This window comes from Asticcacaulis tiandongensis (assembly GCF_006475605.1).
GTDB classification, from domain to species: domain Bacteria; phylum Pseudomonadota; class Alphaproteobacteria; order Caulobacterales; family Caulobacteraceae; genus Asticcacaulis; species Asticcacaulis tiandongensis.
Map to the genome: position 1 here is coordinate 179,927 of NZ_SSBC01000020.1, position 25,734 is coordinate 205,660.

General features: G+C 55.1%; 28 protein-coding genes and 1 tRNA gene. 12 read left to right on the plus strand and 17 right to left on the minus strand.

Annotated features, from left to right (window positions below; genetic code table 11):
- Positions 1-2 precede the first annotated feature (2 nt).
- The 3 genes from E5201_RS13200 (at position 3) to E5201_RS13210 (ending at position 3,964) form a co-directional block, all read left to right on the plus strand.
- Entirely contained in the window at positions 3-1,025 is a 1,023-nt protein-coding gene (locus tag E5201_RS13200; RefSeq protein WP_140986789.1) for a cupin-like domain-containing protein, read from the plus strand.
- Positions 1,026-1,044: 19 nt separating this feature from the next.
- A complete protein-coding gene (locus E5201_RS13205) occupies positions 1,045-3,654 on the plus strand; it encodes a glycosyl hydrolase 115 family protein (RefSeq protein ID WP_140986791.1) in 2,610 nt (869 codons plus the stop codon).
- 73 nt (positions 3,655-3,727) lie between these two features.
- Positions 3,728-3,964 (plus strand): hypothetical protein, encoded by a 237-nt coding sequence (locus tag E5201_RS13210; protein WP_140986793.1) that lies wholly within the window; start codon positions 3,728-3,730, stop codon positions 3,962-3,964.
- Positions 3,965-3,973: 9 nt separating this feature from the next.
- Here E5201_RS13210 and E5201_RS13215 read toward each other — a convergent pair whose 3' ends face one another.
- The gene (locus E5201_RS13215) at positions 3,974-5,209 is read right to left on the minus strand and encodes a tetratricopeptide repeat protein (RefSeq protein WP_140986795.1); all 1,236 of its coding nucleotides are present in this window, start codon (positions 5,207-5,209) and stop codon (positions 3,974-3,976) included.
- Positions 5,210-5,395: 186 nt separating this feature from the next.
- Between E5201_RS13215 and E5201_RS13220 the strand changes: the two genes are divergently transcribed.
- The 4 genes from E5201_RS13220 (at position 5,396) to E5201_RS13235 (ending at position 8,489) form a co-directional block, all read left to right on the plus strand.
- Complete coding sequence (locus E5201_RS13220; protein ID WP_140986797.1) at positions 5,396-5,581, plus strand: (2Fe-2S)-binding protein; 186 nt, start codon at positions 5,396-5,398, stop codon at positions 5,579-5,581.
- A 54-nt stretch (positions 5,582-5,635) separates the two neighbouring features.
- Complete coding sequence (gene bfr, locus E5201_RS13225) at positions 5,636-6,121, plus strand: bacterioferritin (protein ID WP_140986799.1); 486 nt, start codon at positions 5,636-5,638, stop codon at positions 6,119-6,121.
- A gap of 253 nt (positions 6,122-6,374) precedes the next feature.
- Complete coding sequence (locus tag E5201_RS13230) at positions 6,375-7,256, plus strand: class I SAM-dependent methyltransferase (RefSeq protein ID WP_140986801.1); 882 nt, start codon at positions 6,375-6,377, stop codon at positions 7,254-7,256.
- A gap of 6 nt (positions 7,257-7,262) precedes the next feature.
- Complete coding sequence (locus E5201_RS13235; protein WP_140986803.1) at positions 7,263-8,489, plus strand: alpha/beta fold hydrolase; 1,227 nt, start codon at positions 7,263-7,265, stop codon at positions 8,487-8,489.
- A gap of 55 nt (positions 8,490-8,544) precedes the next feature.
- Here the strand turns inward: E5201_RS13235 and ppa are convergent, their stop codons facing one another.
- Positions 8,545-9,081, minus strand: a complete 537-nt coding sequence (gene ppa, locus E5201_RS13240) for an inorganic diphosphatase (RefSeq protein ID WP_140986805.1) — start codon at positions 9,079-9,081, stop codon at positions 8,545-8,547.
- Positions 9,082-9,305: 224 nt separating this feature from the next.
- On the opposite strand from ppa, the gene E5201_RS13245 reads away from it, so the two are divergent.
- Positions 9,306-10,094: a DUF599 domain-containing protein gene (locus E5201_RS13245; RefSeq protein ID WP_140986807.1), complete on the plus strand. Its 789-nt coding sequence runs from the start codon at positions 9,306-9,308 to the stop codon at positions 10,092-10,094.
- A gap of 267 nt (positions 10,095-10,361) precedes the next feature.
- Here the strand turns inward: E5201_RS13245 and E5201_RS13250 are convergent, their stop codons facing one another.
- Positions 10,362-11,237: an N-formylglutamate amidohydrolase gene (locus E5201_RS13250; protein WP_140986809.1), complete on the minus strand. Its 876-nt coding sequence runs from the start codon at positions 11,235-11,237 to the stop codon at positions 10,362-10,364.
- 99 nt (positions 11,238-11,336) lie between these two features.
- On the opposite strand from E5201_RS13250, the gene E5201_RS13255 reads away from it, so the two are divergent.
- Both E5201_RS13255 and E5201_RS13260 read left to right on the plus strand, forming a co-directional pair.
- Positions 11,337-11,693 (plus strand): response regulator, encoded by a 357-nt coding sequence (locus tag E5201_RS13255; protein WP_140986811.1) that lies wholly within the window; start codon positions 11,337-11,339, stop codon positions 11,691-11,693.
- A gap of 92 nt (positions 11,694-11,785) precedes the next feature.
- Positions 11,786-11,860 (plus strand) — tRNA-Val (locus tag E5201_RS13260).
- On the opposite strand, the gene E5201_RS15145 is transcribed toward E5201_RS13260, so the two are convergent.
- Genes E5201_RS15145 through E5201_RS13295 form a run of 7 tightly spaced genes read right to left on the minus strand, consistent with a single transcriptional unit; the run spans position 11,811 to position 17,425 of the window.
- Complete coding sequence (locus E5201_RS15145) at positions 11,811-12,815, minus strand: tyrosine-type recombinase/integrase (protein ID WP_425456584.1); 1,005 nt, start codon at positions 12,813-12,815, stop codon at positions 11,811-11,813. The genes E5201_RS13260 and E5201_RS15145 overlap by 50 nt on opposite strands.
- 56 nt (positions 12,816-12,871) lie before the next feature.
- Complete coding sequence (locus E5201_RS15035) at positions 12,872-13,213, minus strand: helix-turn-helix domain-containing protein (RefSeq protein ID WP_140986813.1); 342 nt, start codon at positions 13,211-13,213, stop codon at positions 12,872-12,874.
- Position 13,214: 1 nt separating this feature from the next.
- Positions 13,215-13,544: a DUF2190 family protein gene (locus tag E5201_RS13275; protein WP_140986815.1), complete on the minus strand. Its 330-nt coding sequence runs from the start codon at positions 13,542-13,544 to the stop codon at positions 13,215-13,217.
- Between the two features lie 2 nt (positions 13,545-13,546).
- Entirely contained in the window at positions 13,547-13,762 is a 216-nt protein-coding gene (locus E5201_RS13280; protein ID WP_140986817.1) for a phage head-tail joining protein, read from the minus strand.
- A 2-nt stretch (positions 13,763-13,764) separates the two neighbouring features.
- Positions 13,765-15,510, minus strand: a complete 1,746-nt coding sequence (locus tag E5201_RS13285) for a prohead protease/major capsid protein fusion protein (protein ID WP_140986820.1) — start codon at positions 15,508-15,510, stop codon at positions 13,765-13,767.
- Positions 15,485-16,891: a phage portal protein gene (locus E5201_RS13290; protein WP_140986822.1), complete on the minus strand. Its 1,407-nt coding sequence runs from the start codon at positions 16,889-16,891 to the stop codon at positions 15,485-15,487. The genes E5201_RS13285 and E5201_RS13290 overlap by 26 nt, the downstream gene beginning before the upstream one ends.
- A 3-nt stretch (positions 16,892-16,894) precedes the next feature.
- A complete protein-coding gene (locus E5201_RS13295) occupies positions 16,895-17,425 on the minus strand; it encodes a hypothetical protein (RefSeq protein WP_140986824.1) in 531 nt (176 codons plus the stop codon).
- A 229-nt stretch (positions 17,426-17,654) separates the two neighbouring features.
- Here E5201_RS13295 and E5201_RS13300 point away from each other — a divergent pair, with 229 nt between their 5' ends.
- Positions 17,655-17,843: a hypothetical protein gene (locus E5201_RS13300; RefSeq protein WP_140986826.1), complete on the plus strand. Its 189-nt coding sequence runs from the start codon at positions 17,655-17,657 to the stop codon at positions 17,841-17,843.
- A 14-nt stretch (positions 17,844-17,857) separates the two neighbouring features.
- Positions 17,858-18,151, plus strand: coding sequence for a hypothetical protein (locus E5201_RS13305; RefSeq protein ID WP_140986828.1), 294 nt, complete (start codon positions 17,858-17,860; stop codon positions 18,149-18,151).
- Between the two features lie 26 nt (positions 18,152-18,177).
- Here E5201_RS13305 and E5201_RS13310 read toward each other — a convergent pair whose 3' ends face one another.
- The 7 genes from E5201_RS13310 to E5201_RS13340 all read right to left on the minus strand — a co-directional run bounded on the left by E5201_RS13310 (position 18,178) and on the right by E5201_RS13340 (position 25,705).
- Entirely contained in the window at positions 18,178-18,525 is a 348-nt protein-coding gene (locus tag E5201_RS13310) for a hypothetical protein (protein ID WP_219993638.1), read from the minus strand.
- Entirely contained in the window at positions 18,525-20,297 is a 1,773-nt protein-coding gene (locus E5201_RS13315; RefSeq protein ID WP_140986832.1) for a phage terminase large subunit family protein, read from the minus strand. Before E5201_RS13315 ends, E5201_RS13310 begins: the two co-directional genes overlap by 1 nt.
- Entirely contained in the window at positions 20,284-20,787 is a 504-nt protein-coding gene (locus E5201_RS13320) for a terminase small subunit (RefSeq protein ID WP_181404640.1), read from the minus strand. The genes E5201_RS13315 and E5201_RS13320 overlap by 14 nt, the downstream gene beginning before the upstream one ends.
- Positions 20,777-21,109, minus strand: a complete 333-nt coding sequence (locus E5201_RS13325; protein ID WP_140986836.1) for a hypothetical protein — start codon at positions 21,107-21,109, stop codon at positions 20,777-20,779. The genes E5201_RS13320 and E5201_RS13325 overlap by 11 nt, the downstream gene beginning before the upstream one ends.
- Before the next feature lie 145 nt (positions 21,110-21,254).
- Positions 21,255-23,411 (minus strand): AAA family ATPase, encoded by a 2,157-nt coding sequence (locus E5201_RS13330; RefSeq protein WP_140986838.1) that lies wholly within the window; start codon positions 23,409-23,411, stop codon positions 21,255-21,257.
- Between the two features lie 237 nt (positions 23,412-23,648).
- On the minus strand, positions 23,649-24,632 hold the full coding sequence (locus E5201_RS13335) for a hypothetical protein (protein WP_140986840.1): 984 nt from the start codon (positions 24,630-24,632) through the stop codon (positions 23,649-23,651).
- A gap of 71 nt (positions 24,633-24,703) precedes the next feature.
- Positions 24,704-25,705: a hypothetical protein gene (locus tag E5201_RS13340; RefSeq protein WP_140986842.1), complete on the minus strand. Its 1,002-nt coding sequence runs from the start codon at positions 25,703-25,705 to the stop codon at positions 24,704-24,706.
- Positions 25,706-25,734 lie beyond the last annotated feature (29 nt).

Consider the following 25,734-nt stretch of genomic DNA (forward strand, 5'->3'; position numbering starts at 1 on the left):
CCATGGTAAAACCGGTACGCGTTTATGAGAACGTCACCAAAGAACAGTTTGAGGCGGAGATCATCCCCTCAAACCGTCCGGCGGTGCTCAAGGGTCTGGTGGTGGACTGGCCGGTGGTCAGACTGGCGCAAACCTCACCTGAGGCCCTTTGCAACTATCTTAAGCAGCATGATACTGGTAAACCGGCGCAGGCTTTGACGCTTGAGGCGCAGCACAGAGGGAAATTCTATTATACGCCGGATTTTGCAGGGCTTAATTTTCAGAAAATTCCGACAACCTTAAGCGCCTCACTTGACTGGCTGTTGCAACATCAGGGGCAGTCACCCCGCGAAGGGGAATGCGCTGCCCATGTACTTCAGGCCCTGATCGCGCACGAATATTGCCCGCCGTTTGTTAATGAAAACCGGGTCGGTTTGCTTGATCCGCGTCTGGGGCCGCGCTTCTGGATCGGTAATGCCGCCCGTACCCAGACCCATTACGATATTATGGACAATATCGCCTGTAATGTGTCGGGTGAGCGCACCTTTACGCTGTTTCCACCTGAGCAATTGCCTAATCTTTATCCGGGGTCGTTTGATCTGACGCCTAATGGCACGCCCATAAGTTTGCCGGATGTTATCGCGCCGGAACTGGGTAAATATCCGAAATTTGCCGACGCTTTAGAAACTGCGGAACAGGCAGTGCTTGAGCCGGGCGATGCCATCTATATCCCCTATTTCTGGTGGCATGACGTGCAGGCGCGGGGGGCGTTCAATATGCTGGTCAACTATTGGTGGCGTCCGGGACGCCCTGATCTCATGCCGCCCTATCCGGCATTTTACATGGCCCTTGCGGCTTTTGCCCATATGACACCCGAAATGCGCGCAGGCTGGAAAGAGATGTTTGACCATTTCATTTTCCGCGTGAACGGCGAACCGTTTGCCCACCTGCCCGAAGCGCAGCGAGGCATGTTTGGCCCCATGCCCCCTGAGCGTATGGGCAGCCTGAAAAATTTCATTCTCAGCATGCTGAGGCCCAATAAATAAAAATCTGAGGAAACGACCCATGCGACTTAAGATGATTGCCGCATTACTGGCCGCTACCGCTCTTACACCTTTATCAGTACTGGCCTGTGATACGCCGGTAAGTGTCTGTGACCGTGACACAGGGGCGGCTTTTGCACTGATACGCAACGCCACTCCCGTCAGCATCTATGTTGACGCCACGGATGATCCGGCGGTTTTGCATGTGGCCGGAAACTTCGCCAAGGACCTTGAGCGGGTATCGGGCAAACCGGCGACGGTGGTACATGACCTTAAAAACGCCAAAGGGCAGGTGGTGATCATCGGATCGCTGGGGCACAATTCTGTTGTTGACGGGCTTGTGGCCTCGGGTGCGGTGCGGGCCGACGACCTCAGCGGCCAATGGGAAGCCTATCGTCAGGTGGTGGTCGATAAGCCGTTTGCGGGTATTGATCGGGCCTTGGTGATTGTTGGCTCCGACCGGCGCGGGGCGGTGTTCGGCACCTATGATATTTCCGCGAAAATCGGTGTGTCGCCCTGGTACTGGTGGGCGGATGTGCCGGTCGAGCGTCGCCGGTCGGTCTATATCACCGCTGGTGAGCGTCAGGATCAGCCCAAGGTGAAATACCGTGGCCTGTTTATCAATGATGAGGAACCGGCCTTTGGCAACTGGGCGCGGGAAAAGTTCGGCGGCATCAATGCCGATATGTATGAGAACGTTTTTGAGCTGAATCTGCGGCTTAAAGGCAATTTCCTGTGGCCTGCCATGTGGGGCAAGGCGTTTAACGACGATGACCCGCGTAACTATAAACTGGCTGATGAGATGGGGATCGTCGTCAGCACGTCTCACCACGAACCCATGATGCGGGCGCAGGACGAATGGCACCGCAATAAAGATCAGGGCGTGACCGGCGGGGCGTGGAACTATGTCACCAATGGCGAAAACCTGCGCAAATTCTGGCGCGGCGGCATTGAGCGCATGACCAAAACGGACGGGACGATATACGACAGTCTGGTGACTTTGGGGATGCGTGGTGATGGTGATGAGCCCATGACCGAGGGGACGGCGACCGAGTTGCTTGAGACCATCGTGGCCGATCAGCGCAAGATCATAGCCGATGTCACCGGACGCGCGCCCGAAGCCACACCGCAGGTATGGGCGCTGTATAAGGAGGTGCAGGACTATTACGATCACGGCATGCAGGTGCCTGATGACGTGTTGCTGCTGTTTGCTGATGACAACTGGGGCCAGATCAGGCGGTTGCCAACCAAAGACTTCGACCGTAAGGGTGGTTATGGCGTCTATTATCATTTCGACTATGTCGGCGGGCCGCGTAACTATAAGTGGATTGACACCATCCAGATTGAAAAGACCTGGCAGCAGATGGATCTGGCCTATGTCAGTGGCGCCCGCGACCTGTGGGTGGTCAATGTCGGTGATATCAAACCGGCTGAAATCCCGCTGTCGTTTTTCCTCGATATGGCATGGAACCCTGAGGCCATGACACCGGAAGCGTTGGCACATTGGTCTGCGCAATGGGCGGCGCAACAGTTCGGCGTTACGCATTCTGAGGCTATCGCCGATCTCATGACCCGTTATGCGACGATTTCGTCGCGCCGTAAGCCTGAACTGGTGGATGCTGATACGTTCAGTGTGGGCACACTCGAAGACCTCAAGGCTGGTCGCGGCGAGTGGCAGGAGCGTGTAGCCGAATTGAAAGCGCTTGAGGCCGATGCCGAAGCCATTGGCGCGAAACTGCGCCCTGATCAGCAGGATGCCTTTTTCCATCTGGTGAGCCACCGGATCATCGCCCTGTCGAACCTGTATCAGCTTTATGAGGCGGTGGCCATGAACCGCGCCCTGCATGGATGGGGCTATGCCGATGCCAATAAATGGGCCGATCGGGCAGAGGCCCTGTTCAAAAATGATGAGGCTATATCCGCGCGTTATCATGCGATGAATGGCGGCAAGTGGAACCATATGATGTCACAGACGCGTATTGGTTACACCTACTGGCAGCAGCCTGAAACGCAGGTCATGCCAAAGGTTGAACGGAATGCATATTCTAAAGCCGCACCGGCTTTTAAGGTCACGCCCGAGCCGTTTAAACCGGACATTCGGGCGGGCGATGAATTTGGTGAGAAAAACGAAGTCGTCTCCATCGAGGCACCGAATTTTAAACGGTCGATAAAACGATCTGACGTGGGTTGGGCGGTTATCCCCCATCTGGGCCGGACACTGGGGGCAGTAGTATCCCTGCCGCAGGATGCCCCTTCGACGACACCGGAAGATAATGTCCGGCTTGAATATGACATCCGCCTGATCAAAGATGCCGATACGGAACTGCATGTCTATCTGGTGCCGACGCTTGATACGCGCGGGCAGGGGGGGCTTAGGTTCGGTGTGTCCATTGATGACGGGCCGGTGCAGATTCTGAGTTTTGACCTCATCCCCGATAAGCCTGACTGGGAAAAGGCGGTCAGCGACAATGCCCATGTTATCAAGGTGCCGTTCAAGGGGCTCAGGGCTGGCGATCACACAATCAAGATATGGCGCATCGATGCCAATGTGGTCATCCAGAAGCTTGTGCTGGATACAGGCGGCCTGAAGCCGTCCTATCTGGGGCCGCCCCAAAGCCATCCGGTCAACTGATGACGGTTCTGAGGATTGATCAGGGCATAATGTTTCTGATAACAGGGGCGGGCATTGATTATGGAGCATTCCCTTGACGACCCTGACAGTTACCGAAGCGCTTGAAAACGTCTATACGTCTATGATCGAGGACAATGCCGATCTCGATACGCATATCAGCGCCCTGAAGAAAGCGCTAAGCGAAGCCGGTGAAAAGCAGGTGGTCGTTGAGCCTGAGCGTCTGGCCCAGAACAACCGCGCCGGCCGCAAGCTGATGCAGTCCTATTTCAAAAAGCGCGGCGTGACGGTGGTGTTTAAGGAAAACGCTTAAGGTTCCGGGCTAACCGCCGTTTTTAGCCAGCCATTCCGTGGCTTGCGTCAGGCCCTGCGCGGCTGATTTCCTGATCCATTGTTTGCCCGTTGCCTGATCCTGCGTTACGCCGCGCCCCACATAATAGAGCAGGCCGACCAGAAACTGGCTTTCGCGGTTGCCCCTGTCGGCAGCGATTTTGTACCACTGAAATGCCTTTGCGTCGTCCTGCGCGAAATGCGTACCTTCTAAGTACATGCCGCCAATCATGCTGGCGGATAGGGCGTGGCCCATGTCTGAGGCTTTGGTCAGTGACGGGACAGCCTTGGCGTAATCACCAGCCAGATGATAGTTGGCCCCTTCGGTGAACCATTCTTCGGCGGTTTTGGTGTAGCCGTCATTTTTGGCCCGCCACTCAACAGCGGCAGGAAACCCCTTGTCGGCGGCCTTGCGAATCCATTGCCGACCGGTATCTTCATTTTTGCCAGTGCCGATGCCGCTCCAGTACATTATCCCGAGCGCATATTCATCCAGTGCCCGCCCCTGATCGGCGGCCTTTTTCGTCCAGTAGAACGACTTGGCGTAATCTGTCGGAACCCCCTGACCGCTCAGATGCATGCCTGCCAGTCGGCTTTGGGCCGGCGCATAGCCGCGCTCGGACGCAGCGGTGATTAACGGCAGGGCTTCGGTGAATTTCTTCGCCAGATGCAGTTTTTCCCCCTCATCGTAGAGTTGTTCCGGCGTTTTGTTGGCATAGGCGGCCGGACCCTGACCCTGACCCTGACCCTGATTGGGCAGAGGATTCTTCTCCAGCCATTGAATAGCGGCATTATTGCCACCTGCGGCGGCCTGTGTGTAGAGCTGACGTGCCCTAACAGGGTCTCTGGGCAAGCCATTGCCTTCGTTATGCAGGGCGGCCAGCAAACTTTGTGCATCGGCGCTTCCGGCATCTGCGGCTTTACGTAACCAGCCCACTGCCTTCGGATAGTTAACTTGTAAGCCATTGCCGCCTGCGACATAAATCGCCCCAAGCAGAGTCTGGGCCAGCACATTGCCTTTTTCGGCGGCCTTTTCAAAAGCCTCAGCCGCGCGCACATTGTCTTTCAGGTCATAGAAACGAAAGCCCTCCTTTATCCACTGTTCAACTGTGAGCGGGACATGCGCAGGGACGGATGTCTGGGCAACGGCCGGAATTGGCAGGGGCGAAAGCCCCAGAATCACGGAGGAAACCAAAAGGGACAGGCGTGTCGCGGCAGACTTTTTCATGGGCTGATTCCATAGGATGAACAGCCGAAGCTAGGCGATGTTCTCAAGGCCACATACCCCTGTTCAGGGAGGGCGGAGGGAATAATCTTGCCACCAGATGCAATTGACTTGCAATCCGGTTAATGGTCATCTATATGAAAGCCATTCTCAGAGGCATTAACACCGCTAAAGGCATAGGGTCAGTCTGTGTACGTCTGTAATTGTAACGCAATTCGCGAAAGAGATGCGCAAAAGGCCATTTTATCAGGGGCGGGAACCGTCAAGGCCGTTTTCGACCATTGCCAGAGCCGTCCGCAGTGCGCCAAATGTGTTTGTGACATCCGGCAGATGATCGACGAGGTTTGCGCTGGCGCCCAGATGGCCGCCGAGTAGCCTTTTAAACATCCTTCTTCTGCCGCCCATAGACACTTTTAAGGAGCGGCTGCCATGAAGGGCAATCCTGAAATCATTAAACTTCTCAACCGGGTTCTGACCAACGAACTGACGGCGATCAACCAGTACTTCCTGCACGCGCGTATGCTGGAAAACTGGGGCCTCAATCATCTGGGCCGCATCGTCTATCAGGAATCGATTGAGGAAATGAAACACGCCGACATGCTGATCAAGCGTGTCTTCTTCCTTGAGGGCCTGCCCAATCTTCAGGACCTGAACAAGCTGAAGATCGGTGAAACCATCACCGAATGTCTTGAGGCTGACCTGTCGGTTGAAACCTATGGCCACGGCATTCTGGTGCAGGGCGTCAAGTTCTGCGAAGACAATGCCGACTATGTCAGCCGTGATCTTCTGAAGAAGATTCTGTCGGATACCGAACACCACATTGACTGGCTTGAGACGCAACTCAGCCTGATCAAGCTGATGGGCGAACCCAACTATCTGCAAAGTGCTATGAAAGAGATCGAAGGCGAAGGTTAGAAACCGTCTTTAAGGTTGTATTTTACAGGCCGCATTCCGATTATCTTTATCGGGATGCGGCCTTTGGCGTTTTTTAGGCGCTTTGGCGGGCGATTCGGCTTTGACCTTTGCAGGCGTTCCCCCTAACTTCGCTTCCTCTGTTTCGGGGCTTTAGTCCCGAACTGGCCGCAGGGGATTGGCGGCCTTAAGCGAAATCAGTGTGGCTTGGATTGAGGTGCGGCTTTTGACAGACGGGCAAACAGTTTCACAATATATGCGTCTTAACCGGCGCGACTGGCTGCGGCGTATCGGCATGGGCGGCGCGGTGGCCGCTTTGTTGCCCGCCTGCACGAAGGCCCCCGAAGAAGAAGCGCCGGTGCCGGGCAAGCCCGAAGAAGGTTCGCTGATCTGGGCGATTGAAGGGAACTGGCGCAATGCCTCGCACCGTGATCGCGACCGCTTCCGTCACCCCATTGAGACCATAGAGTTTTTTGGCATTGACCCGCGTGATACGGTCATAGATGTCTGGCCGGGCAGCGGCTATATGACCGGCATTCTGGCGCCCTGGCTGGCGCGCGGCAAGGGGCAGTATGTTGCCGCCCTGATCGAGGCCGCAGAAGGCTCCGATGCGGACACGCTCAATGCCCAGTACAAGGCGCAGCTGGATGCCGACAAAAAGCTATATGGTGATATTACCTATACGGCCTTTGGCCCGCAGACGACGGGGCTGGGTGATCCGGCCAGCGCGGACTGTGTGCTGTTCCTCCTGACCCTGCATGACTGGATGGCGGCGGGTATTGCTGAAAAGGCTTTTGCTGATGCCTTTGGCGTCCTTAAGCCGGGCGGCATACTGGGCATAGAGCAGCACCGCGCTGATGTTGGGAATGTTCAGGACCCGGCCGCGACCAACGGCTATGTGCAGGAACCTTTCGTCAAACAACTGGCCAGTGAGGCGGGCTTTGAATTTGTTGAGGCCAGTGAAATAAATGCTAACCCCAAGGATAATAAGGCCCATCCGTTTGGGGTATGGACTTTGCCGCCACAAAGGTTAACCTCTCCACGGGGGGAGCCGCCAAATCCGGAATTTGATGGTACACTCTACGAATCAATCGGTGAAAGTGACCGAATGACGTTGAAATTCAAAAAACCCGGATAGTTTCTCGTGAGCCGTATCGCCGCCCTGTCGTCTCAGGCCCCTTTGATGGCCATCCCCGAAGCACGCCCGCCTGCGGGTGGTGTCGGGGAATGGTACCGAGGGGCGGGCGGTTTACGCCTGCGGCTTGGCTTCTGGCAGCCTGAAGGAACCGCCAGAGGTACCGTATTTGTCAGTCCGGGGCGGACCGAACCCGTCGAAAAATATTATGAGGTGGTAGGCGACCTGCTGGCGCGCGGCTTTGCGGTGGTTGTCCATGACTGGCGCGGGCAAGGCCTGTCGGCGCGCCTGATGCCAGATCGCCTTAAGGGCCATGCGCGGTCTGAGTCTGAATATCTGGATGACTATCAGCGCCTTCTTGATGCGTTTGAAGATCGCGCGCCCAAGCCCTGGCTGATGATCGGCCATTCTATGGGGGCGGCGCTCAATCTGGCGACCCTGATACAGGGTGAGACGCGGATATCAGGGGCGATTTTCATTAACCCGATGCTCAGGGTCAAGACCGGTCGTCATTCCCTGTGGGCGGTGACCTTCCAGACCGACTGGAAAGTGCGCCACGGCCTGTCGTCTGACTATGTGCCGGAACTGTTCGATGATCCGTTTGAACATACTTTTGAGCGCGACGCTCTGACCCATGATGAGCGCCGCTATAATCTGTGGCGTGAACAATTGTTTGCCTGCCCGCATCTGGGGATTGGTTCACCGACCTGGGGCTGGCTGCATTTCGCCCTCAAGCTGGGCGAGACCCTGATCCGCGATAAGGGCAAGCTGGTCAAAAAGGTCAAAACGCCGGTCAGCATCATCTGTTCCGGCGACGACAGCCTGATCATGCGTCAGCCTTCGAAGGCTTTTGCCCGCAAATTGCCGCTGGGCCGCTATGTCGAGGTGGCAGGTGCCGAGCACGAAATCCTGATGGAGCTCGATGAGTATCGTCAGCAATTCTGGGACGAGTTCGATGTCTTGCTGGGCTATGTTTTTGAACAGGCCACGCCCGCAACAGAGCCCCCGGCAACTGAACTGGATGCGCCCACACCTCAGGCAGAGACAGAAGCATTCGATTCCCGTCTCCTTGAACCTGAGGCAGAGGATGACACGCACGAAGTCACCCATACGGCGGTTACTGAACCGGAAGGTGAGGTGCATGCCATTGCGGTTCAGGCACCGTCACCGGCTGAATTTGTCGCCTATGAACTGAGTGATGTGCCAGAGCGGGTGGCCTCACCGACCAAGCCATAAAAAAAAGCCTTTCCATTTCGGAAAGGCTTTTTTTATTAAAGACACTAAACCGGCCTTAGCCGATTTTTTGCGCCAGACGTTCCTGACCTTCACGGATCAGTTGCGCGGCTTCTTCCGGATCGCCCCAACCCAGAACCTTGGTGGTCTTACCCTTTTCAAGGTCTTTGTAGTGGGCAAAGAAGTGGGTTATCTGCTCGATGAGGATCGTCGGCATCTGACGATAGCTTGAGATATTGGTGTAGAAGGGGTGCAGCTTATCGACCGGCACGGCGAGGATTTTTTCGTCCTTACCCGCTTCGTCTTCCATCAAAAGCACGCCGATCGGACGCGAGCGGATCACCACGCCGGGATAAACCGGCACAGGCCCGACCACCAGCACATCACAGGGATCGCCATCATCCGCCAATGTGTGGGGAATGAAGCCGTAATTGCCCGGATAGAACATGGAGGTATAGAGGAAACGGTCAACAAAAAGCGCCCCAGAATCCTTATCCAGTTCATACTTTACCGGCATCCCGCCCTGAGGGATTTCGATAATGGCATTAATGTCCCACGGCGCATTATGACCAACAGAGATTTTATCGATATTCATATTCTTTATAATCTTCGATGTTTCGGTGGAATAAAGTTGGCTTGTCTTTAAGGGGTGAACCCTTTTTGCACAAGCGAAGAGTGTCCTTAATACCGATCCTTAAGGTATATTTCGTTACGGATTAGGGACAAGCCACGCTTTAAACCGGACAATTCCGGCTTATGCATGGATAATCTAATGGGGCTGGATTAGGCTCTGGCAGAAAATAATGGGAGATTCGGGTTGTGGACAAGTTCGTTGCCCTGTTCGGAAGCTGGTATGATTTTGTAGCACTTCTGGTGTTTCTGCTCTGCTGGATAGGCTATGAGCCCATCCTCAAGCTGTCGTCAAAAGCCTCGGGCGTCCCGGTCAGGGATATGTCCTTTGTCCGGCGGGCGTGGATGAAGGAAATGGTCATCCGCAGCTTCAAGATGTACGATTCCAACCTGATCGGCCACAGCGTCAATTCGACCAGTTTCTTTGCCTCGGCCAACCTGATCCTTATTGCGGCGGTCGGCGGGGCGATCTTTACCGGCAACCTGTCCTATAACAGCGTGCATTCGCTGGGTATTGACACGTCGTCCGAATTTCTGATGACCAAGCTGGCTCTGGTGATGGTCTGTCTGTCACGTGGTTTGCTCGATTTCATCTGGGCGCTGCGTCAGACCAACTATTGTGTGGCCTGCATGGGCGCGGTGCCGGATAATGTCGATGAGGAAACCGCCGAAGCTTTCAGCAAGGCAATCACCGATATTATTGAACCGGCCATGTCGAATTTTTCGCAAGGGGTGCGGGGCTACTACTATTCTCTGGCGGCCGCCGCCTGGTTGTTTGGTCCCTGGGCATTGATTGCCGCCAGCCTTGGTGCAACCGCGCTTCTGGTCTGGCGTCAGTCACGCTCGCGCGCGTCGCGTGGCCTGCGCCAGATGCGTATTCTCCTGTCCGAGCATCCGTATCCGACCCATACCCGTCCGATTTACGAAAACGAAATCAAGGACAATGAGCGCGTGCTCAGGGGCGAAAAAGAGCCGTAAATGTGGCGGTGCACCATTTGTGAGATGGCGGGTCTGAAATGGCCTTTTCAAATATGGCCTTATTTTGTCACGAATAATCACACGATTTGGCGCGATCAGGCCGCTATTGTTACTATATGTGATCACGTCGTGCGTAATCCTTGCTTGAGTTTTTGTGCGCTGCAAACTACATTCAACTTGTTCGACGTTTTTACGTCGATGCCCTTCCTGGGCGTTTCCTCCCTGTAGACTTGGGCCGCGCCGAGATGCGCGGCCTTTTTTTTATCTTTACTGCAGGTCGCCGCCTTTCAGTTCATTGATCAGCTTACGCAGAATGGCTTGCAGCCGGTCAAAACCCTGATGCGGTGTAAGACTCGCTTCATCCATATAGAGGGCGCGGTTGATCTCGATCTGCAAGGCCTCAATACCTTTGCCCGGTTCTGCGTGATGCTCCAGCGTATAGCCACCGGCAAAGGGCTGGTTGAGTGCCACCTTAAGCCCGCTATCCTGCAAGCGCTTTTTGACAAATTGCGTCAGGGTAGGCTGGCAGCTTTCGCCAAACAGATCCCCCAGAACAATGTCGGCGCCGCTTTGCGTCACGGATGAGGCCGGCATGGAATGCCAGTCAATAAGCCGTACCTGTGTGTGTGCTGAGCGGATATCGGCAATCAGTTGCCGCAAGGCCCTGTGATAGGGCGCGTGTACGGTTTGCAGACGCCTGATGGCCTCGCCATAGCGAATGGGGTGCAGGTGGATATCCCTGCCGCCCGAAAGGCTGCGCGGGATGACCCCGTATCCGGCCTTGACCCGCAGGCTATGGCTGAGCGTACCTCTGGGGAGAGTATCGCTGATCAGGCGGGGATCAAGCTCCAGCGGATGGCGATTGACATCAACATAGGCCCGCCCGTATCGCGCCCGAATACAGGGCAGGAGCAGGGCGTCAAAGCCGATCAGCTCATCAACAAAGGCGTCCTCGGTCGACCGGAGGGTGGTTTCATCATAACGCGCCGCTTTGAGGAAATCAGGCGGCAGGTAGCGACCGGAATGCGGTACGGCAAACACCAGCCCATTCACCGCCGCCGAAGCGTCTGTGTTGCGCAGGTCAAAGGCCGGAGGGTCTGCTGACGCCGGTTGCTGATTATCTGAAAGAGATGGATCGGGCATTAAAGGCTTGATAAGACAAATTTGCGATCTCTTCATCCCTAATTTACATACGGGGCGATATGATTGCACCGTAGCATACTATTGGGGGCAAGGAAAAAGATGACCAAGATACTTCTGGCAGAAGACGAAGATTCCGTCCGCAGCTTTCTGACGCGCGCCCTGCAACGGGCGGGCTACGACGTAATCAGTTGCGCCGATGGCGACAGCGCGATCGAAGCGCTCGATCAGGGGCCGTTTGACCTGCTTCTGACCGACATTGTCATGCCGGGCGCGGATGGTATCGAAGTGGCCAAAATCGCCTCGCAACGCCAACCGGGCCTGAAAATCATGTTTATTACCGGTTTTGCGGCTGTGGCACTCAATGCCCAGAAGGCGGCCCCTGAGGCGACCGTTCTGGAAAAGCCCGTGCATCTGCGCGAAATCGTCACTGAGGTCGAGCGTCTGATTGCGGCCTAAGCTGACATAAGCTTTCTGGGGAAAAGCTGATCATTTGCGCTTGCTAAAGCCAGACGCCAAGGTTATACAGCGCGCCTCGCAAAGATAAAAGTGGACTCGTAGCTCAGCGGGAGAGCACTACGTTGACATCGTAGGGGTCACAGGTTCAATCCCTGTCGGGTCCACCATTTTTCCCTTTGAAATCATTGAAAAATTGATCAATTCGTCTTTAGGCGATAGGTCAGTGTGCAACGCAAGTGGCACGCGATTGATATTAAATCCGTCGAAATTCTCCTTAGAATTCAACAGATCGGTGAAATATGCGTCGATCGCCTTGGCCCCGTGTCCGAGGTAATCAGGAGCGAATTTCGCATACTTTTCAGTTACGCCCGGAAGTTTATGCCCAAGAAGGCCTTCGACCTCCCAAGCGGGCACCCCTCTGGCACGTAATTCCGCAGCCATCGTGTGCCGGAGGCTGTAAGGCGTGACATCCTTAGGCAGTCCAGCGGCTTTAACGACAGTAGCGAATCCTTTCTTGATAGATTGAATCGGCTTCCCGTGCCAATTCACAAAACGCGATACGTCTCTGCGTGTCACGAAAGGCAGTATGGTTTCGGTCGCAGGGACGACAGGACGCCCCTTTTTTGTGCGCTTCCGGCCATGCGGGTTTAGGTCGATCAGGCGTGAGTCGAGATCAATTTGAAACGGTGAGAGATCCAGCACGGCCCCAGGGCGCGCCAAGGTGTTCAGAGAGATCATCATAAAGATGTAAAGGTGAGGCCAGTCTTGTGCTGTTTTCAGCAGCTTGCGCATTTCAGCTTTTGATAAGCGGTAAGGCTCATCCTCATCAGAGCGGTCACGTTCATCTATAATGAAGGGGGCAGAGGTGATTTCACCACGTTGCCAGGCGCGACGGATAGCAGCGCGGCCTACAGACATGGTGCGGCTTACATATGCGTTCTTGTGCCCCTTGGCTTTCAGCCAGACCATGAAGGCTTCCTGCCGGTCAATCGACAGATCGGAAACAAGGTCATCCCCGAAAAATTCATTCCAAAGCGCGAGGCTGATCTTAGCCTGCACCTTACTTGCGATTTTGGAGGCGTGACCTTGCCAATAGCGGATCAGAACGGTCGCCAGAGGCATTTCTACAGGCTTTACGTCGCGTATATGGGCGTGCGTCGTGACGTGTTCGGCAAGTTTTATTTCGGCTTCCCGAAGATCGCTTGTGCCAGTTGAGAGGCGTTTTGTCTGTCGAGTGCGGGAATCGAACCATGTGATGTGCCAGAAAGGGGAGCGGGCGCGTTGTGAGAGCCAGAAGCCCCCGATTTCGCTGATTTTTGTACCCTTTGGCATGGCTCTACTCTTTGATTTTCTGCGTATTCATTCAGATCGGAAATCGTATATCTATAACGGCCTCCGATTTTCCTGAAGGCAATTTCGCCCCGTTTCCGAATGCGCTGAATCGTGTCGACGGAAATGCCAAGCATTTCAGAGGCTTCTTTTTCAGACATAAGTTTGGGAAACAGGGCGAGATTCGACATGTTAGACAGTCGGCACCAGGCGGATGTTTACAACGGCAGACGGATTAGCGGCCGCCGTGACAGCGTAACCCAACTTTTTGTTGCCGGAAGCTGTTTTCGTCACCAGCTTGTTTGTGCTGTCCCAATAGACCAGATCACCAATGGCAATTGCCAGTGCGGCGACCTTTGGAAGGACGTATACACCAACCGTATCGACATCGACCGAATCGCCTGTTTTGGCATCACCGTTGGCCACGCCGATCAATTCGCCGACAATGACGATTCCACCGGAAAGAACGTCAGCCGGTGCGGGAATTGTGAGGCTGTGGCCTCTTTGTACGTAGTTTCGCATGATCAGATTCCCTTCGAGGTTCTGAGATAGATCGTTTTAGGGTGAGACTGGGAAGCGCCGGAGATCGCGGCCTCGACGGCAGCCAGAGCCGCCGCCATTTCCGAGTCCGATTTATATTCCACTTCTTCGCCAGACTGATCTCGGACGCGCCGGACGCCCCTAAAACGGGCCTCCTGAAGCGCGTCGCGCCATCTGGTGAGATCGCTTAACGACGCCATGATTAGCCGCCTTTATATGCGCCACGGTGATCAATGGCACCGGCACCGAAGTCCAGGACGACGCGGAACTCCATACCAAGAGTGTCCCAGCCTTCACGCGAAGACATTTGCGGGCCTTGCGCGCTTGAAAGGTAAGCATATTCCAAAACCGGCAGCGCGGCAGGATCGGCGAAGACGTACCAGCTACCATTAGGCAGTCGGGGATCGACCAGAACCGACAGATTGCGCAACAGTTCCGGCGCAAAGTCGACAGTCGCGTCATGCAAGATCGCCATAATGTCGTCGGCCTTGGTTTCCTGATCCGGTGAGATCAGCAGGAAGCGCGGGGTGGCGTTGATCGGTGTGACGCCATCCAGACCTTTTCGCGTGCGCAGAGCAAGACGGGCGGCACGGATTGCGTCGATATCGAGGTCACCGATAGCCAAGTTGCCATGATCCGCATGGAATAATGCTTTGTTGTCTTCACCCATCAGCGGATTAGAAAGCAGGAGGTTCACCAGCACATTCGTTTCTGTTTCGGCAGCCATGCGGCCCGCGGTGTTGCCCCAGTCTCTGAAGGCTCCGAGATCGTCATTGATCAACGCCTGCCGTGAAAGGCTGAAAATCGTGGCGTATGTGTCCAGCTTATAAGACTCTGCCGCTTCGCCACGCGACGTTGATTTGATTTCACCCGACTCAGTGACCTTTTGGAGCAGCCCAATGTCCGACAGCTTCAGGCGTGAGGCGGCGCGGAAATCGGTTAAGGTCGATTGGCGTGCCAGTTTTTTCAGCGGGCTTTGCGCGATTTCATAGGCCGGCAGCAAAGTCCGGTTGCCGGTATTGACCAGCAGATTTTTGAAATCCGAGGTCGTGTGCATCGCGCGGTAAAAGATTTCGTCCGCAGACAGGCCACGGGTCGAAACGCCGTTGGTTTCAAGAATGGCGCGTGCATGGTCGCGCAGCGTGTCGCCCATATAGGCGCGGCCCTGATCACTTGGGGCCGTACCGGACGCACGGGCGTAAAGCGCGTCCTCACGCGCACGACGCTGGGCCGCAGGATCGTCACCAGCCGACACCACGCGGATCGCAGGGGTTTGACGGGAGCGTGTTTGAATCGCCTCAAAGGCGGCGGCTCGGGCTTCGATTACGGTAGCGTCAGCGTCGATTTGCGCATCAGCCCATTGTGAGTCCAGTCCGGCCGTGCGGGCAATTTGTCTAATCGCGGCGCGGGTTTCGATGGTGTCGGCGTTTAGATTTTCCGCCGGTTGTTCAGTAATTTCAGTCATGTGTGTACTCCGTAGCAATGCCGACGGATCGGCGGGGACTGGCACCAGTGAGACTTCTTTTAAAGTCCAGGCTGTGGCCGTGCGTACGCGGTTTCTTCCTTGAGCGTCGGCGGTGTCGCTCCATTGGGAAACCGAGTATCCGATTGAAACCCCAGTCACATCGCCGCGTTCGATCGCAGCGAGGACAACGGGATCAGAGATTTTTAGAGTTGCGATAATTCGTCCCGCTTCAAAGCGCACATCGACCACTTGGCCCTTGATGTCGCTGATAGAGGCCTGCCGGTGCGCATCGAGAACCGGAAGGCGCGGCGCAAGGGTGACGTTCTCACGGCCTAAAGCAAGACGTTCGGTATAACCCTTACGTAGCACGGGTGCGCCGGTGCTGATCACGGCCTCGACGGTTCCGGTTTCCAGATTCAGCGTATCCGGTGAGAAGGTTGCCGGAGCGCTACGGGTTTCAATCGGTTGCGGGTTGTCGGGCATCGGTCGCCTCCTTAGCTTTTGGTTTGAAGGGGTCGGCGGCGATTTCGGCATCAAGGTCTTCGAGGTCCCATCCACGTTCCGCAACGGCTTTCCGGCGCGAGGTCAGGCCCGCGTTTATTTCCGCGACCGTCGCCTCAGTGTCCTTGAGCGGATCAACCTGCAGCGGCTTCGGGGGAAGCCAGTCGGCCGACAGGTAGTCGGCAGATGCGGCCTCAAAATCAGGGGCGTCCAGGGCGCCGGAAAGAACGTCTGAAGTAACAACGCGACGCCAGACGGGGCGCAAGAACTGGGGAACAAGAGTCCCATACTGCGTTTGCTCGACTCGTTGGCGAAACGGCAGCAGGCCCGCCCGCAGGGAGGAATAATTCGCACCAGTGAGGTCGCCGGAAACAAAGTGTTCGGGCAACCCCAGACCGGCAGCAAGGCTTTGCAGATTTAGCTTTATAAAGGACGAAAGTTCCTGTGCTTGACCGGGGCTATTAAATTTTACATCCCATCCTTGCGGCAGATATTTGAGCGCTCCAGGTTCGATTCCACCTTCCAGAATGCTACCGTTTTGCTCACCGTCGAAAATCGACGTGCCGTTTCCGTTTTGGTCGACCAGGAAACCGGAGTGCATAGCCGCGATTTTTGCCCCCATCAGGAGGGCGTCGGTTAGTTGGTCGAAATCAGACGCCGGAAGGATCACCGGTGCCAGCCACGAAATGCCGCGAACTTGCCCAGGTGCGAGAGGCTTAAAGACGTGAATTATGTCATCAGCAGACACGCGCACGGCAGGCGCATACGTCGCAAACAGGTCTGTCGGGCGTTGCGGCAGAATATGGTAGGCGACACGGCGACCGAAAGCATCGAACTCGACACCAGAGACTATAAAGCCGCCGTCCGACAGGTTAAGGGTTTTGCTTTCGTCGATTAGTTCGGCAGGGATCAGGCGAAGGCGCGGGCCGTCATCAGTTTCGATGATGTGCAGGAACGCTTCACCATCTGTAACCAGCGACCGTGCGACCGCCGCTTGCAGACCCCAAAAATCAGTCAGGCCATCGAAATCGGCGTGTTCGGACCATGTATTGAAGTGAGTGATAAGGGACTTACGGGTCGCGGAGTCGGGGTGCTTGGGTGTTGGGACTATGCCCGCCCCCACCAACGCCCCTGCCCAATTTGCGACGGCGTGACTGACCCATGGGTTATTGTGCGCAAGGTGACGGGCGCGGCTTCGCACCGTCGCACCGGCAGCGCTTACTTCCGGCTGGATCGGCCCAAATTGGCCCATGCCGTGACCACGGCGACCGCCTGCCGCCCCATCGAAGCGGCGCGTGGCTATAGGCGCGGCAGATCGCTTTCCGGTCAGAATATCGATGGCTGCACGGGCACGGGCAAACATAGGTTATTCCCCGTAAGCAGCAATGACGGGGGCCAGGATGACGTTTAAGTCGAGCCGCGTTTCGCCGCGAACCGTTTCGCAAGCCAGTTGGCGCTCAAGTGTCTGCGTCTCTGTGACTAACGGGTCTTTGGTTTCGGCTCCGTCAAACCGGACACGATGGAACTTTTCCCCCTTGCCATTCAAAATTAGTTGAAGGGTAAGAGCGACTGCCGACTGATTGCCTATTGCATCGATGACGGCCTCCAAAAGTGGAGCATCGTCAGCACGATACAGGTCATATTTGCGGATTCGCGCGGCTACTTCACGGCACATTTCCACGTCAAAACCCATATCAAGCAGTTCGCAAAAAATTGCGGCCAGACATGCGCCGTCAACGTCCAAACGGCCTTCACGGCGTCCGGTATCCTCACGTTCTACGGGCAGGAGGCCATGTTTGTCGAATAAGCGCACGCGGCGCAACAGTGTCGGAACAGAACGGGCGCTGAGGTGCTGCCCATCGGCGATTATTGCCGTGATGTCGAGAAAAGTGCGCATAAAGAAACTCCGTGTTGACGTTACATCTAACACGTTAAGTCAAATTATCAAGGGTCGTGACGCATTATTTATCTCGATGTGTCAAATTGCTTGACGGTGATGATTTTTATGTCATTATGCCAAGTGTCAGGGTGGCCAAGTTCTGACAATTTCCTTCTGCGGCAAGGCGCCGTGCGGTCGATCTCCTTCACCGCACGGCGTTTTTCTTTTAAATAGAAGGAGAAACCAGATGAAATCTTTTGCGGAAATGAGTGAGGCCGAACGGCGATATGAGGTTGCCCAGATCATCTCGGAAGCGCGTGAGTGTGGTCATGACCTTAAACAGGTTATGGTTGCGCTTGTGTGGAAATTCGCCTCAAGTGGGGTTGAACCGCCGGTCAGCCTGGTCGATTGGCTTGAACAGAAGACAATTCACTGAGGGGAAATTCGTTTATGGAAAGAGGTTTTGATCCCGTTTTTGAAATGGAACACGCAGCGAAGATAGCACCTGATCAGTGTAAATATGACATCGTTTGGACCCTTAAACCTATGGGGTATGATGCAGGTAATTTTGGTTATTTACATCCTGCTGTCTGGAATTTTGAAGATCGTTTCGCCCCAGGGTATCAGACTGAGGATGAATATCATCTTTTTGTAGACTGGCTGTTAGATGATAGGGGAAAAGCAATTGTTGCCGCAGACAGATTCACAGGTCTTTGTGCTGAAGTGATACTCGGAAAACGATAATCTTCTATCTCTTATTTAAGTATGAGTTAAAGTGGGCGCACAGTTCCAAAGTTTCCCTCAGGTGTCATCCTGATTTTGTATCTTGCGACCCTATCCCCAGTGTCGCACATCACAATGTACTCTTGTATCGTGCTACCAGTTAATTGCTCATGCAAAGAGACCGGATTTTCACACCAGTAACCTGAAGACCTGACGACTGCCGCCGCTGCATTGCGTTGTTTATAAGTCATGCCGTCATTGCTGTATTGAGGACGTTCTTTGACAGGTGCAGAAGGTTTATCTGCAAAACAGCTTTTTAATAAGAAAAACAATATAATGCCAATAATTGGCAGGCAGCCCCATGAATAGTCGGGCGTTTTATCATTAGCAGTCATCATATTCCCCCGGACAGCCAATTTGATTTAATTGTGGAACGCGCTTTTGGTGTGTGCGCAGCTGCAGATTGCAATTCTTCAGTGCGACGGTCAAGGTCAGTACCCACAAGATTCCGCGCCGCCAATGCGTATACCGTCGCATCCAAAGTTTCAGCCCGTTTGCCCGGCACGCGCTCAAACCTTCTCACCGGCGCACCCTTCACATACCGAACGACGCGCCTTTCAGAGGCCAGTTGTTCAAAGAAGACAGGTTCCAGATCAGCCGAAAAACGGAAGCCGGAACCACGTGACAGGCGGTTGAAAAGTTGGCTTTTAATCGCGTCGACACCGATCAGGAACAAGGGTGTGCCCTTTGTAGTGGATCGCTGAATGAACGGACGTGAAAACCCCGCAACCCCTTTGCCCGCGACGACTCGCCGCGCATAACGTGAACGCGTGAAGGCTGTCACAGTGTCAGAGTGCCCACCATCACCGGAATCGATGACCGCCGCGTCGACGCGCAGGGTTCCCCCATTCGGGTGAGGCCACGACCGCCGTAATAGATCGTCCAGTTCGACCCACGTCGAGTCTGCGTCGACCGGTCCCCAGATCACTATATGGCCCAAGATAAACGTTTCCGTTTTTCCATGCCCCAGAAACACGATTTCAAGACGATCATCCTGACAGTCGACGCCCGCCGTCACGATCAGCGCTTCAGGTGGCATCGCCGTAAGCCCGAACGGTTCGCGACGATTCAACAGGTCGCTTTCATCGAGATCGTCAGCGGCTTCACGCCAAGGTTGCCCAAGAAGCGTGTTTACAAACACCTGTAATGTGGCCGGATCATCCTTAGCCGCGACAAACTCAGCCGCCAGTCGGCCCCATGAGGCGTTTTTATGCGGGCTGATCAGAGCGTTGAGCCTGAAACCTGCATGGCCTTGCACCTCTGGTACGGTTGCCCGCCATCGGCCTTTTTCGACCATAGCAACCTTGTGTCGCTCATCGACGCAGCTACCGCAGTGCGGGCAAGCGAAATAGGCAGTCTCCGGTTTTCCCTCATCCCATTGAATGTGCTGCCAAAGGATTTCGGTGAAGTCGCCGCAGTCGGGGCACGGGACCTCGAAGATACGCTGATCCGATTTCGCATATAGCTTTGAAACCGGCCCATGATCGAAAACCGGCGTCGATCCGGCGATTATTTTCCGATCAGCAAATGTCAGTGTCCGCCGTTCGGCAAGAATAAGTGGATCGCCTTCTGGTCCCGGTTCCATCGCATCCACCTCATCCATCAAAAGAATCTTCGCTGTGTGACGGCGAAGGTTGCGCGGACTTTTGGCGGCAACAAGCTTCAGCGAACCGGCTGGGAATTTTCGGGAAAGCAGAGTCGACCTGCCCGATTCGTCAGCATCATCGGTCAGCAGGCCGCGCAAAGCCGGTGAAGCCTGAAAAGTCGGTTCGACATCCGAAACCATATAATCGCGTGCGTCGGCCTCGGTAGGCTGCACATTTAGTATAGGTGCCGGTGAGTTTGCGACATAATTGGCCAGTGTTGCCGTCAGCAAAGTGGTGAAGCCCACGCGGACGGGTTTTATGATCGTCACGCGCTCAATAGCCGGGTCGTCGATCGCGTTGCAGATTCCCTTCTGAAATTGCCAAAGGGTCACGCGGCCAGACAGCGCCGATACGGTTTCAGGCAAGTGAACATTCGCCTCGATCCAATCGGCCAGTCGGATGTTTGGCGGCGGCATAAGTGCTTTAAGCGCATTACGGCGGATGCGTTCAATCGGTTGCATGGGAAAGCTCCGTCAGGACAGTGCGAATTTCGGAATCGATAATTTTGATGTCATGCGCCGTGAGGTGCGGCAGTCGAGTCTGGACGCGACCAGGAAGCGCCAATGCCGAAGCCCGAACATCGCGCAGGATCGTTGCCCAGGTGTTTTGGACATCGGACGCGGCGACATATTCACCACGGGCAGCAGCATTCTGAAGTTCCAATTTGTCGGCCTGTTCACGGGCGAGCCTAATCTTCTCGGCTTCGAGGGTCGAATTGCCCGATGACCGCTTTTGCGCCAGGTGTTTTAGGTAAGCCGCAGTGCAGACCTGCACGTCATAATTCCGCCCGTCGAGTTTCGAGATGACGCCGTCCGAGAGCAGCTTTCTGACCTGCCGGGTACTCACGTCCCAGAAGGTGGCAAGATCGGCCTCTGTGGCAATCTCGGGGCGATTGTGGGGGTGTCTGGGTGCCGGGGTGCCGCCCAGCAATTCGTCGAGATCAAGATTCACGGTCGGAATCCTTTTTCAAAAAATTTTGTGGAGATTGAAGCGCCGCGGTCTGCGCCCCCCGCAGCACAGATACGCCGGAGGTACCTTCGCCGTGTGAACGTTCATTAGGATCGACGTTTTTGTCTTTGACGCGGGTAAGCGACTTTGACTTCAGACCAGAGGTGAAGTGTGTGCCGTGTTTGTCGTGCCAGTGCAGAACAAAACTTGGCATGCCGTCACGCAGACGAATGTAAGGCGTCACTTTGGTGAGTCGAACTGTGCGACGGCCGAAAACTTCGATTGTACCGACAAGCGGCGGGGTGGTGTAATTGATCTGTTCCATGTGGGGAGGTTTCATTTGATAGGACGGTTTTCGGTCAGTCCGGACATTCGGACATGCCTATATAAAGGCATGTCCGTGTCCGTCCGGGTTTCTGCGGTCGGACAAAGCCGCATGTCCGGCCAATGTCCGGAATGTCCGGGACACTTCATTCATCAAAAGCATCGTCAATTATCCCGTTGTAATCATGGTGCTTTTTGGTGTTTACATTGTCGCCGTTAAACACGACCAAGCCATGTCCGGCCAATGTCCGGCACGCTCTATCGAATGTCCGGCGGCGGCTGTCAGGATTTTCCGCGCCGGACACTAAATGTCCGGAAATACAGGCCTCCCGCCACTCTCTTTCCGGGACAGAACATCGATTTAAATCGATGTTTTCGAGATCACGCAGAACGTCGAGAGCTGCCCGTTCACTCGGTGACAGCTTCGGCCCTTTGACAGCCGCCGCACCTGATAGCGGTCTGCATATCGCCGTGGTGAGCGTGTCGCCGTCCTCATCGACGCCCATGTCGACGGTGCCAATGCTGAAGGCGATATCACGGTCACAAGAGCCGTTGCGGTTCTTGGTCAGCTTCCCCCTGATCACCCCAGACTCATCGCGGGGCTGCACATGCAGGGCCATGTCGAGAGCGCCGTTCAAGAGGCTATGCCCGCGCGGCGTCGAGCCTTCGGCTTTAGTGTCGTGGTGTATCAGGATGACCGCCGCGCCCCATGCCGTGAGGTCACGTGCCGCCTTCACGACACGCCCCATAGCTTCGGCAGAATTTTCTTCCAGTCCGGGAAACGCCATCGCTAAGGTGTCGATAAAGATCAGGGCGGGCTTGCGGGCTTCGACAGCCTCTTTCAGCGCCTTCAGATCAGGCGAATCTGGTGACAGGAGATCCGAGACGCCACCGACAAGCGTAAAGGCTTCAGCATTGCCGTGTTCGGCTTTCAGGGCTTTGACACGTCCCCTCATGCCGTGTTCGTCTTCAGCGGCCACATAGAACACTTCGCCCGCCTTCGTGCGCATCCCGAAGGCCTCCCGCCCTTGCGCGACAGCGTACCCCAGCCAGGGGGATATGAGGGATTTACCGGCCCCAGGTGCGCCGAAGATGCAACCGACATCACGCGGCGCTATCAAGCCCTTAATGAGATAGCCCCGTGACGGCGCGTTGTCGCAATCGTCGGGTGACAGGAACGATAAACGTGACGGCGGCAGGGCGGCTTTCTTATTCCAGCCGCCCGCCTTCGCCAGATCGTACAGGCTTGCTATAGTGACCGAGTGAGCCTTGTCACCGAACGATTTCCAGCGACGATTCAGATCGCGTGGATCGTACTTATCGGAACCCCGCGACCATTCGTGCCAAAATTCACGGCCCGACTCCTTGCCTCGATATTCATGGTGCAGGGCCATGCCCACGCGAATCCAGTCGTCATGATCATCGCTGCCGATGAAAGTCAGGGCAGTTTTTATGCGGGCGTGATCGGGTTCCAGAAGATCAAGAAGGTCATCATCATCGTCATGCTGTTCGACCGGTGCGGCTTCTGGTTTTCCTTTGTAGTCCCAGCCGGTGGCCCGAAGTATAGCCTCAGCTTCGACCATGAAGGTATCGAGGCGGTCGAGGTCGATCAGGGGCAGGTCAGCCAATGGGATGTCGACCGGTGACATGGTTTCCGGCAGCCATTGGTAGGGCTTGCCGGTGTCTGGGTGAGTCCCATATGCGATAAATTGCTGTCCATCACCGAGAATCTCAACGGCACCGGTCTGCCCTTGCGCATCCGTGAAGACGGTCGATTTACGCTTACGGACGGGCGTGTCAGTGCGATAAAGCAAAAGGGTCTTTGGTTTTTTACCCGCCCGCACTAACGGCAGGCCGGTGCCAAGGTTCAAGGCAAGTTCGATCAGTTCACCAGACACATGCGCGTCGAGAACATCGATGTCGACGGCGACCAGGTTGCTGCCCAGTACGATTCCGGTGTTCGGCGCCGTCCAGCCGCGCAGGTCGTCGACCGTGGCGTGAAGCTGCCCCCAGTTCCCAAGGACAGGTTTCTTCCCCTCGCAAGGAATTGGCCTGTAGCCGTTTTCGATCAGTTTCCGGCGAAGCGAAAAAAGTGGGTCTTCGGCAATCGCGCCCCCTAGCAATTCATCGAGATCGGCGGTATATTCCACTCCGAAGTTTGCTGCTTCTTCTACCGTTTCAAAGCCGTTCCCTGTGTCCGCAGGGGCGGCTTTTTGATTATCTGGTGGCGGGTAACCGCCCAAAAGTTCAGCCAGTTCGGGATCGGGGTTTGTGTCCTGTGACACGCTCGTGACACGCAGCATTCGCGGAAATCCTTATTTTCCTTGCGTGCCGTTGCGGTGTTTTACTGGCCTTTGCCTTTGATTTTATTGATTTTCTTGTTCGTTGACATCGTAGGGGTCACAGGTTCAATCCCTGTCGGGTCCACCATTTTTCTCAATCGCTCTAAAGTCCTTCGCTTCGCTCAGTGTACTTTAATGTGAATTATAGCGGAAAAAATCAGCTCGAAGCGGTTCTTCGCTGATTTTTGCTTTTCATATCTAATCTACGAAGCTTTCGCTCATAGACCAGCTTTCACGCTGGGACTGTATCTGATCGCCGACGCGGATGTCGCGGATAGATAAACAGGCGGCCCTGAGCACCAATCCTGTTTGCAGGCTCATTTCATAATTACAGCGCGTGCTGATATCGAGTTGCACTTCGATGACAGGCCTATAGGCCCAGCCATATTGCTCGGCATCCAGACGCGCCGCCGTATCCAGTTCGGGCTGAATGGCCGTGGCATAGGCCTCAAGATCGGCCTTGGCGGGGCCGGACTGATAGGAGATATAGGCTTTTTGTCCCGCCTCATCCCACCGGGTCAGTTTGAGCGTTTCGCGCGTCCTGAGGGCTTCGCCACCAAACGGGGGCTCAATTTTTGATTCCAGCACATAGGGGTTTTCAAGGCTTAAGCCCAGATTGCGCGGTATAGCCAGCAACCCGTCCTCAGGCAGAAACAGCTCGGAGGCGACTTCAGGGCTTATGCGTTCATAGAGGGCATCAAAAGCCGCTTCCTGCTTTTGTTTCATCAGACCGGCCTTACGCATGGACTGTTTTATGGCGCGCCTCAGACGCGGCCAGTCATCAATACGCAAGGGCGTCAGATTGACATCGGCCACATAGGTTATGACACCGACGTCTGTCAGTGCAGCCGACAGTTTCTGCATGTCGTCGCTTTTTTCGTCCGTCACATCCCCCTCAAGTGTCAGGTTGGAGGAGACGGTTGTTTTGGTAACGCGATATCCGTCCTTATCTGCGGTGAAGCGGCTGATATATTCACCTGAGAAGGTGGCGGTCTCGGTCTGATCGTTCAGACGTATCTGGGTGGTTTTGTGGATGACCTGCCGGATGGCCGCCTTATCCGGCAGGTTCAAAGGGATCTGGTAATAGTCGCCGGGATCAGTCACGGCCTTGGTCTGGGCCTGAGCGGATACCGCCCCCAGACCAGTCACAAGCCATATCAGAATGAAACCACGTAACCCCATACCTGCCCTGATAGCATTATTTAGTCATTGACGCCATTAGAGCGAGGCATTGGGACAATCCTGTGGCAGGTTCAGGGATTAAAACTTTCGCTGAATGTCCACTTGTCGGTTTGCGCCGTCATGCTGTCTAACAGATTAATACGTGTATGCTTGGTGCATTCACCCTTTCTGATGAGGCCGGTATCAATGGCCATATCATAATGGCATTCGGTTTTGGATTCGAACAGATCGCCAGCCCCCTTAGCTTTAACGGCATCTTCGATCATCTTAAGCACATCCGGTGGCGCATTGGCAGCCTTGAGCGTTGCCGGCAGATGCACTCTTATAAAGTGATCCAAAGCTTCAGGCTTAGGCGCGAAGAGATAATGCACTTTGGCGGTGTTACTGGCCTCATCCCAGCTTGTGAGGGTAAGCCTGACCTGTGCGTCGAGCGGAAAATTGCCCATAGGCACCATTAGCGGCGTGTCATCTATTAGGGGCTTGCCTATCTCAAGGCCGAGGTTGTGCGGTATGGCCGCGAACAGTTCAGCTTCCAGAAGGTAAGGGGCGGCGGTTTGGGCGTCCATGCCCCCATAAAGCTGGTTGAACATAAAATCATTCGTTGTACCTTCCGGTAAGGATACCGAACGAAATATGCGCTTGAGATCTTCCTTAAGCTCAGGCCAGTTGCGGATTTCAACAGGCGAGAGGCTTTCATCAGCCTGATAGCTAATTTGCGCCAGTGTTTTAAAAACCGTGGTCATATCGCTCAGGTCAACCGGAGCCTGACTTAATGACGTATTGGATGACTTCAGCGGAAGCGTACTTTTAACCACCCGGAAGGCCTCAGCCTCATCATCCCATTCGAAATCGTAACGCGCATGGGTTTCAAAGGAATGGCTGGTCTGCTGGTCGCCGGTCTGTTTAGTGCGGGAAATGGTAAGCTTTGAATAGATCGTACCGGTTTCGTCAAGCATCAGCGGTAATTCGCGATAGCTGGACGACCGTGGATCAGGCAATTCCGCCGCATGCGCCGTGCCTATTGCTAGCGCCCCACACACGGTCGCGCAGATGAATTTGTGAAACTGAACCATATCCCCTCCATTATTTTGGGGAGGGTATG